The sequence below is a fragment of the Nocardia sp. BSTN01 genome (assembly GCF_015354405.1).
In the GTDB taxonomy this organism is placed as follows: Bacteria; Actinomycetota; Actinomycetes; order Mycobacteriales; family Mycobacteriaceae; genus Nocardia.
The window spans coordinates 18,879-27,946 of record NZ_JADKYP010000069.1 but is presented as its reverse complement, the minus strand read 5'-3'; the positions used below and the strand labels follow the sequence as shown (position 1 = coordinate 27,946).

The 9,068-nt window shown below is 66.9% G+C and carries 10 protein-coding genes; 4 read left to right on the top strand and 6 right to left on the bottom strand.

Annotation, left to right across the window (positions count from 1 at the left end):
• Positions 1 to 295: 295 nt before the first annotated feature.
• The 5 genes from IRT45_RS32240 to IRT45_RS32220 all read right to left on the bottom strand — a co-directional run bounded on the left by IRT45_RS32240 (position 296) and on the right by IRT45_RS32220 (position 4,837).
• Complete coding sequence (locus IRT45_RS32240; RefSeq protein WP_375540179.1) at positions 296 to 814, bottom strand: hypothetical protein; 519 nt, start codon at positions 812 to 814, stop codon at positions 296 to 298.
• Between the two features lie 63 nt (positions 815 to 877).
• On the bottom strand, positions 878 to 1,897 hold the full coding sequence (locus IRT45_RS32235; RefSeq protein ID WP_309241249.1) for a TerC family protein: 1,020 nt from the start codon (positions 1,895 to 1,897) through the stop codon (positions 878 to 880).
• 199 nt (positions 1,898 to 2,096) lie between these two features.
• On the bottom strand, positions 2,097 to 2,528 hold the full coding sequence (locus IRT45_RS32230) for a nitroreductase family deazaflavin-dependent oxidoreductase (protein WP_194809574.1): 432 nt from the start codon (positions 2,526 to 2,528) through the stop codon (positions 2,097 to 2,099).
• A gap of 132 nt (positions 2,529 to 2,660) precedes the next feature.
• Entirely contained in the window at positions 2,661 to 3,746 is a 1,086-nt protein-coding gene (locus IRT45_RS32225; RefSeq protein WP_194809573.1) for a dihydrodipicolinate reductase, read from the bottom strand.
• Positions 3,747 to 3,784: 38 nt separating this feature from the next.
• Positions 3,785 to 4,837: a Rieske 2Fe-2S domain-containing protein gene (locus tag IRT45_RS32220; RefSeq protein ID WP_194809572.1), complete on the bottom strand. Its 1,053-nt coding sequence runs from the start codon at positions 4,835 to 4,837 to the stop codon at positions 3,785 to 3,787.
• A gap of 153 nt (positions 4,838 to 4,990) precedes the next feature.
• Between IRT45_RS32220 and IRT45_RS32215 the strand changes: the two genes are divergently transcribed.
• Positions 4,991 to 5,608, top strand: coding sequence for a TetR/AcrR family transcriptional regulator (locus tag IRT45_RS32215; RefSeq protein WP_194809571.1), 618 nt, complete (start codon positions 4,991 to 4,993; stop codon positions 5,606 to 5,608).
• A gap of 21 nt (positions 5,609 to 5,629) precedes the next feature.
• Here IRT45_RS32215 and IRT45_RS32210 read toward each other — a convergent pair whose 3' ends face one another.
• The gene (locus IRT45_RS32210; protein ID WP_194809570.1) at positions 5,630 to 6,511 is read right to left on the bottom strand and encodes a MerR family transcriptional regulator; all 882 of its coding nucleotides are present in this window, start codon (positions 6,509 to 6,511) and stop codon (positions 5,630 to 5,632) included.
• Positions 6,512 to 6,612: 101 nt separating this feature from the next.
• Here IRT45_RS32210 and IRT45_RS32205 point away from each other — a divergent pair, with 101 nt between their 5' ends.
• The 3 genes from IRT45_RS32205 (at position 6,613) to IRT45_RS32195 (ending at position 8,925) form a co-directional block, all read left to right on the top strand.
• The gene (locus IRT45_RS32205) at positions 6,613 to 7,272 is read left to right on the top strand and encodes a maleylpyruvate isomerase family mycothiol-dependent enzyme (protein ID WP_194809569.1); all 660 of its coding nucleotides are present in this window, start codon (positions 6,613 to 6,615) and stop codon (positions 7,270 to 7,272) included.
• A 169-nt stretch (positions 7,273 to 7,441) separates the two neighbouring features.
• Positions 7,442 to 7,954, top strand: a complete 513-nt coding sequence (locus IRT45_RS32200; RefSeq protein WP_194809568.1) for a DUF3558 family protein — start codon at positions 7,442 to 7,444, stop codon at positions 7,952 to 7,954.
• A gap of 167 nt (positions 7,955 to 8,121) precedes the next feature.
• Entirely contained in the window at positions 8,122 to 8,925 is an 804-nt protein-coding gene (locus IRT45_RS32195) for an LLM class flavin-dependent oxidoreductase (RefSeq protein ID WP_194809567.1), read from the top strand.
• Positions 8,926 to 9,068: the final 143 nt, after the last annotated feature.

Sequence of the window (9,068 nt, the reverse complement as noted above, 5' to 3'; positions counted from 1 at the left end):
GCGAACGGTCACATCGGGCTCGCGCTCCGGTGACCCAGCGGAAAGCTGGTAATGGAGGCCGAACCCGGTCCGGGGACGCCCAAGGCCGGCCCGCAGATCGCCGAATTGCGCCCGATCTCTTCGCGCCGGCCCGAGTGAACGCCGCCGAACAATGTGCCGCCGGGAATATCCGTGCCGAGTGGTTCTCGATGTCGCCGACCGGCATGGTGGTCCCTGTCCCCGACCAGGGCGCCAGGGTCGGCCGCATTTCACACGGCAGAGCGGAGCGGCGCTATCCGGCAGATCCGGGCCGCGGTTACGCGGGGGAGCGACGTGGTGAGCCCGCGCTGATCTCATCCAAGGCGGTTTCCACCTCGGTGACCCGCTCCGGCGGCACGCCCCACGGATTCTCCACTCCCACAATCGTATCCAGATCCCACAGCACACAGTTCTCGCCCGGGTCGGCAACGAGGGACCAGGCGACGACGGTGCGGCCGAGTTGAGTCGCCATCGGCACACCGCTGCCGCCGCCGTAGCCGTCGCCCTCGGGGAAATGGTGCAGAAACCGGCCGTACGCGGCATCGCAGAAGTCGCGATATCGCTCGGTGCACAGGATCAAACCGTGCCATGCCTCGTCCACGGCATGGGACGGCATTCCGATCACCTGGTCGTCGGCCAGCGCCGCACCGCAGCACCGCAACCATTGCCGCAGACCGGTTTTCACCACGTCTCGCGGCTGCCAGGGGCAGGTCTTGAAGACGGCCTCCGGCAATCGCAGCGCGTCGACGGCGCGCCGGGTGCGGACCGGATCGATACGTCGGAAGCGGGACAGCACCGGCCCACGGTACGGCGAAATTTCGAGGTGGGACAACTCCGGTGCCCACCGGCCGCGTACTTCCTATCGGGCGGGAGTGTCGATGGTGGCGGAGTCGCCGTCCTTCTCGCCCCGGGTGGCCAGCAGGCTGGTCACGGTCACCGCGCCGAGCACCACCACGATCACCAGCAGGGAGGCGGCGGTGGGAATCTCCGGCAGCCAGTCCCAGTAGCCGTGCGCCCAGTGCAGCACCAGTTTGACGCCGATGAAGCCGAGGATCACCGCCAGGCCGTAGGCGAGGTGGACGAGGCGGGCCAGGACCGCCTGCAGGACGAAGTAGAGGGCGCGCAGCCCCAGCAGGGCGAACGCGTTGGTGGCGAACACCAGGTACGGGTCGCCGGTGACGCCGTAGACCGCGGGCACCGAGTCGATGGCGAACACCAGGTCGGTCGCCATGACGGCGGTGACCACCAGGGCGAGCGGGGTCAGGGCGCGGCGGCCCGCCTCCCGCACGGTCATCTTCGTGCCGCGGTAGTCGTCGGTGACGGGCATCAGTCTGCGCATCAGGCGCACCGACCGCATCCGGGAGATGTCGACTTCCTGTTCGTGCCCGGTGACCGCGTCGCGGATCAGCTTGAGCGCGGTGAGCAGCAGAACCGCGCCGAACAGCAGGAACGCCCAGTCCAGCGAGGCGAGCGCGGCCGCGCCGACGGCGATGAAGATGCCGCGCAGCACCAGCGCGCCCACGATGCCGAACAACAGCACCCGTTGCGCCAGCACCGCCGGGACCGCGAAGGCCGCCAGCAGCAGCATGAAGACGAACAGGTTGTCCACCGAGAGCGACTTCTCCAGCAGATAACCGGTGATGAACTCCGTGGCCGGCTTCGATCCGAATCCGGCCCACAGAATGCCGAAGAACGCGACCGGCAACGCCAGGTAGAACACGGTCCAGCCGACCGCCTCCCGCATCGACACCTCGTGCGGTTTGCGGGTGACGACGAAGTCCAGCGCGAGCAACACCAGCACACCGGCGATGGTGGCGACCCACAGCCACGGACTGCCGATGGTGTGCAGCTGTTCGGCTGCGAGAACGGACGAATTCACAGGTCTCCTCGGGTATGCGAAAGCACCCGAGGTCTCCTTCACCCGATATCCGGGTGGCCATCCGGGGATCCCGACGGCGGAATCCGTACTGACCGGTGTGGCGCTTGGGAAGTACTCCCCTCGGAAGCGAGGATAGCGAAACCTTTGCCCGAAAACCAAGCGATCCGGACGAATGTGACCGGTCCGACCGCCGCCCGCGTCACCTTCGCGGGCTGAGTACCACGACCGATATGGGCCGATCGGTCATCGTCTGATACTGCGTGTACCGGCCCTTGTTGACCTTGTCGACCAGCGTCCACCGCCGCGCGTACTCGGTGTCCTCCGGATATGTCGGTTGCGCGGTCACCGGAATCCGCCGATGCCCGACCTGGATCTCACACTCCGGCGCCGCCTTCACATTCGCCAGCCACCCCGGCGGCCGCGGCGACCCGCCGTTGGATGCCGTCACCAGATAGTCGTCACCGTCGCGCGCATAGGTCAGCGCACTGGTCCGCGGCTGCCCCGTCTTGCGCCCCACCGTCCGTAACAACAGGGTGGGATTTCCGAACAGCAGCCGGTGCCCCACATACCCGTCCGACTTCTCGTAGATCCACTGATGAGCCCGCAGCGCAGTGGAAAACAGATCAGCCATCCCACACCTCCGATCAGGCAACCCCTTTGCCCAACCCTAACCTCCTCGGACCGCGAAAGCCCGCAACAGGATTCAGCCGCACCCCATGCATGAGCGACCCATGGGAGAGGCCGGGATGCGGCTGCCGAGAGCTCAGATGGTGAAGCGTCCCGCGAAGCTGCGCAGCGGCAGGTCCGCGCTGGTGATGATGCCGGGGCGCGCGGCCACAACGGATCGGATGGCGTTCAGGGCCGGCAGGCCGGTGACGGTCATGCCGATCGAAGCGAAGTTCTCCGGGTTCGACAGGTCGAATCCCTTACGCGGGAAGATCATGTGCTTGCTGTAGATGTTGGGGTCGCCGGTCACCTGAGTGATGTAGCAGCCCTTGATCTCCCACGACGGGTCGGTGTGCGGCGTCATCTGCCATTCGAGATGGGTCTCCACGCGCGCGACGCCGTCGACCATGCCCTGATACTTGATGTAGTTGGCGCCGAGCGAACCCTTGGGCATGAAATACCAGCCGAGGTCGACGTCCTTGGTGCAGGCGCCGAGTTCGTAACTGAATGTCACCTCGTCGAGTTCGAGGCAGAAAGCGTCGGCCATGAGGTAGACCGAATCGGCGAACACCGCGGTGTACCGGTAGAGCGAGTCCGGGATCGTCGGGTCGTCGACCGGACGGCCGTAGCCCACCGCCTTCCAGGTGTCGACGGAATGATGGCAGGAGACGTCGACCGATTCGGTGACGGTGATGTTCTCGATATCGGCGACGTCCGCGGTGTGCACGATGCCCAGGATCTGGCACAGACCCGGGTTCATGCCGGTGCCGTAGAAGGTGGCATTACCGCGCTCACAGGCGGCCTGGATCACCTCGCTGACCTTGCGGCCCGAGGGATGGGCATGGTTGGTGTCGCGGTGGAAGCCGGTGATCCAGTCCGCGGTGGTGACCACGTTGATGCCCGCTTCGAGCACCTTCTCGTAGAGGTCTTCGTCGGGGAAGACGCCGTGGAAGGTGAGCACGTCGGGTCGCGCGGCGATGATCTCCTCGACGGTGCCGGTCGCGGTGACCCCGATCGGGTCGAGGCCGACGATCTCACCGGCGTCGCGTCCGATCTTCTCGGGCGTGTAGCAGTGGAGTCCGACGAGTTCGAGATCCGGATGGTTCCGGATCCGGCCGATCATCTCGGTGCCGAGATTGCCGGTGGCGACCTGGAATACCCGGATCGGGTCGGAGGTGCTCATCGCGTGCCTTTCGGTGTGTTGGCTGCCGGTGACGGTGCTCAGGCGGTCGCGTCGGCCGCGGGATGTATTGCCCCGGTGTGTGGTCGGCGGGGATCGGTGCCCGCGGGCCCGCCGTCGGGATAGAACTGCAGCGCCCACTCGCGCAACGCGGTGAATCCCTGAAATTCCTTGCGGCTCAACGCGGGTGGGTCGGAGTAGCGCTGGTGCGCCCAGATGTTGATGTCGGCCTCGAACTGTTCGATGACGAAATCGGCCATCGTCTTGCCGTATCGGGTGATCTCCGGGCTGTCGTCGCCCGGCTTGCGGCCGATCCACACGGTGAACCGGACGTCGGAGGTGAAGTCGTCCACCGGGGTGACCGCGGGCATGGTGCGGTTGTCGACCATGCCCCAGCTCTTGGTGATCGAACAGCCCAGGCCGGCGTTGATCGACTCCACGCCGCTGTTGACGTCCGATTCGCTGACGCCCTCCTCGAAGGCGATGGTGAAGTCCACATAGGAGACCGGGCCGGAGAAGTCGTGGCGGGTGAACTCCGGCACGAACGGCGTCTTGTGGACGATCTTGAAATGCGCGAAGTCGACGCCGTTCTCCATGATGTACTGCGGATGCAGTTCCAGCCCCGGCCGGAACAGCGTGGCCGCGGGTACCGGCGGGTAGTAGTCGGCGGCGGTCCTGTCGTCGCCGAACGCCTCGAAGATATCCGGCACCTCGAAATACGGTGCGCGACCGTCGATGTCGTACCAGATCCACACGGCCTCGTTGCGTTCGACGACCGGATAGCTGCGGATGCGGCGGCCCTTGTTGGGATGTGACTCATAGGGGATGCAGACGTTGCGCCCCTGCCGATTCCACTCCCAGCCGTGGAACGGGCACACCAGATTCTCGCCCTCGACGCGCCCGCCGTAGCCCAGGTGCGCACCGAGATGTTCGCAGTACGCGTCGAACACCGCCAGTTGCCCCGAGGCCGACCGCCACGCGACCATCTCGCGGCCGAAGTACTTCATCTTGTGGACGGCGCCGACCGCGATCTCCGCGCACCAGGCGACTTGGAACCAGCCCGTCGGCTCCATCGACAGGGGTGGCTTTGCCATCTCGATCCTCCACGTTCGGCGAGGGGTCGCACATCGCGGCGCGGACCGCTGAACTCGCGCCCGGCGACACAAGAGTAGAACCCTCTTTGAAAGAAGACAAGAGGGTTCGTTGAAACTGGATGCCGCAGATCAGGCACGGTATTATCGACCGTCGTGACGGACGTAGTGATGAGTGGGAGGCGTGCGAACAAGCGCGGTATCCAATCGCGTGAGGCCATGCTCGAGGCCGCGATCACCTCGCTGGCCACCGGCGACCCCGCAGCCGTATCCGGCAACCGGATCGCCCGCGACATCGGCGCCACCTGGGGAGTCGTGAAGTACCAGTTCGGCGATATCGACGGCCTGTGGGCAGCGGTACTCCGGTACACCGCCGACAAACGCGGCGACCTGCCCGCCGGCATCGCGACGGAAGGCACCCTGGCCGAACGGGTCAGCGCCCTGATCAACACGATGGCGATCGGCTTGCGTCGCCCGGAATCGCTGGCCATCGAAACCCTGCGCGCCGCCCTGCCCCGCGACCACGCCGAACTCGAACGCGACTATCCTCTGACCGCCGCCGAACTCGCCTCGTGGAAACCCAACTGGGACAAGGCATGTGAACGCGCGTTCGCCGACCTCGGCGTAGATCCGGTGAAAATCCGCCGCGTCGCCGCCCTCCTCCCCGCCGCCATGCGCGGCATCACCTCCGAACGCACCCTCGGCACCTACGGCAACCTCGACGACGCCATCCAAGGACTCATCGACGGAATGATCGCGTATCTGGAGAAGTGAGAGCGAGGCCCTGCCTCGCCACTACGACCGGCTCAGCGCCCGGTACAGCCAGTCCTGTGCCGCGCCGGTGGTGGTCGTGCCGGTGATCTCAGTGGTGAGCGTCCAGTATCGGCGAATGCGCGGATCGTAATCGTCGGCGCCGTAGAGCAGCCGGCGCCGGAACTCGGCCGTGGGGCGAACGCGCCGGGCGGCGGCGTGGGCGGCGAGGAACCGGTCGAGTTCGGCGCCGGGCCGCGGTTCGACGTGCGCGGCTACCAGCGGGTCCACGATGGCACAAGCCTCGGCGACGCCGGCGAGCAGTGCGCGTTTGTCGCGAACATGTGTGGGATCGTGGCGCCAGAGCTGTTTCGCCAGCGCGGCGGTCAATACCGGATCGGTTGCGGCGGAGGCTAGTTCGGCGTAGGCGACGACCTGCCGGGGTGTCGGATCGGCAGGCGGGGCGGGAATGTTCATGGCGACGAAAGCGTCGAACAATTCCGGTGCGATCGGGGTGAGCAGGCGGCGCCAGAACGCGATGAGATCGTCGTAGGCGCGTCGGCGGTCACCGACCGCGGCCACCAGTTCCAGCTGCGCGGCGTGCCGGGCGGGCGATGTGTCCCGGACCGCCGCCAGCGCTGCCCTTCGCCAGGTCAGGGCTGCCAATTCTCTGTCCAGAGAAGCCTTTTCGACGGCGACGGCGTCGGCTATCGACGTGGCGCCGGTGAGTACGCCCATGATCGCGGGCAACCCGAGGCCCAGCGTCCGTAGTCGTCGCACCAGCTGTAGTCGATCGACCGCGGTCGCCGGATCGAACAGTCGATGCCCGGCCGCGCTGCGGCGCGCTTCCAGCACCCCTTCGTCGCAGTAGAAGCGGATGGTGCGGACCGGGACGCCGGTGCGCCCGGACAGCTCCCCGATGGTCATCAGACCGTCTCGATGTGTGCCATAGGTCACAATTGCTGGAACCTCCACCCGACTGGAACTCCTACGGTACTGCAACACCGATCAGACGAGGAGTTCCGACAATGGCGAGAAAGACATCGATCGATACCGAGCAGATCTGGCAGGCCGTCGCCACCGAGCGCACGAGTCTCGTCGAACTGTTGCGGTCCCTTCCCGACAGTGGTTGGGCGCAGCCTTCGCTGTGCGCGGGCTGGCGGGTTCGCGATGTCGTCGCGCACCTGATCCTGTCGGCCGATTCCGGCCTCGGGACGATCCTGTTCAATCTGATCCGGGCCCGAGGCCACTTCGACCGCATGGTCCGCGACACCGCCATCCGCCACGCCGACCGCAGGACCACCATACAACTGCTCGCCGAACTGCACGACAGCATCGGCGCCCGGGTCACACCCGTCGGCACGACCCCCGTCGACCGGCTGATGGATCTGCTGGTGCACGGTCAAGACATCGCCATCCCACTCGGCATTCCGCGCCAAATGCCGGTAGCGGCAGCGGAATCGGCACTCGACCGGATATGGAACGGCGGCTTCCCCTTCCACGCCCGCAAGAAATTCGGGAACTACCGCCTCGTAGCCTCCGACAGCGAGTGGACCGCCGGCACCGGACCGGTCATCGAAGGTTCGGTCACCCACCTGCTCTTGCTCATCACCGGCCGCCGGCCCGCCCCGGACCAGCTCTCCGGCGAGGGAGTGGCCGAGCTGGTCGCCGAGCGAGGACGGCGATAGTTCCCCGTGACGTTGTTCCCGCGTCGCGATTTCGCGTAGAACCGTTTGTGCTACTTAGGTTTACGTGCTGCATCTACTGAGCGGCAGCCCCGAGATGTTGTGCGCAAGGTATATAGTTGCGCCCGGATCGGCGGCGGTCGGTTCGATGGAACGGTTCCACGGGGGACGGATGCGAGCGCGCCTGATCGGCCTTGCCATTGCTGTCGTCGCGCTCGGCGCAGTGAGTGGTTGCTCCGCCGCTGCGAGCAAGCCGACGGGAATGTTCGATCCGTGCAAGGAAATTCCCGACACCGCGATCCGAAGCGCCGGATTCGATCCACGCACCAAGGAGCTCGCCGAGACCCTCACCGGCGACTCGGTGAAATGCAAGTTCACCTCGGCGGGCGGCACAGGCGTTTTGTACCTCGAGCATCCCAACGCCCTCGCTCCCATGCGGTCGTACGAGTCCTCTCTCGCCTCGGCGCAATCGGTCGGCGAGAGCCCCGGTGGTCAGGCACCCGTCGTGACGAAGATCAACGGCCGCGACGCGTACCTCGGTCCGCAAATCCTGCTCGGTTGCGCGGTCAATCTCCGCACCGCCACGGGTGTCCTGACCGTCCAGGTCGATTACTCCGATCACAACGACTGTCCCAGCGCGCAAGAGGCTGCCGCTGCCCTCGAACCGAGTATCGGTAGCCGCTGATTCCGCGTATGCCGCTCGTCGACGCGATACCTGGCGGCGGCGAGAGCGCTCGGTGATGCCGGGCGCAGGCGGGGCGCGGCAGCACGGCACCGACTACGGTCACCGATGAATTTCGGGTGGGTCCACCGTCCCTGTCTCTGAACGCAGCGACCGACAGGAGTCCAGTGATGACGCGACCGTTTCGATTCGGGGTTGTCGCCCCGCTCATGACCGACGTGCCGACGTGGCGGGATCGCGTGCGCCGCATCGCCGACAGTGGGTACTCCACGTTGCTGGTGGCCGACTTCCCGCTCACGCAACCGGCGCCCGGTCCCATGCTGGCCACCGCCGCGGCCCTGACCGACCTGCGGGTGGGCACCTGGGTCTATGCCTCCCCGCTGCGCCCGCCCTGGCAGACGGCGTGGGAAGCGCACTCGCTGTCGCTGCTGACCGAGGGGCGGTTCGAGATGGGCATCGGCACCGGCAGGCCGGGAATCGAGGACGAGCTGCGCGACAAAGGACTGCCCGTCGTCTCGCCGAGCGAACGGCTGGCCGAGGTGCGTAAGACGGTGGAGGCGCTGCGAGATCTCGACGGCTCCGACCGTCACACGCCGGTGGCGATGGCCGTCCTCGGTCCGAAGGCCCGGGCGCTGGCGGCCGAGGTCGCGGACACGGTCACCTTCGCGCTGGGGGACCAGCCTCGCGGCGAAGTCGAGAAGCTGGCCCGCGACTTCCGCATCACCGGGGACCTGGAGCTCGCGCTCGCCGTGCCGGTCGTCGGCGACACTGTCGCCCCCCATATGGCACCGCCCGACACCGACCCCGCTGCCCTGCGCGCGGCGGACGCACTGACCGTACTCCCGGACGACCCGGCGGCCGCGGCCGAGGAAATCCAGCGGCGGCGCGAGGAGATCGGCTTCTCCTATTTCGTTTTCGGCGCCGACGTCGCCGAGCGGCTGGCCCCGGTCGTCGCCGAACTCGCGGGGCGATAGGGCGCGGCAGTCATTTGCCGGACTGCGGTGCTCCGCCGAAAACGCTTGGGGGACAGGTGAAATGACACTCCAGCCGTGCGAGGCCCGTGCTCAGAGCCTGAGGTGACAGCGGAATCGCGCGGTCATGCCACGGCGGCCTCGAG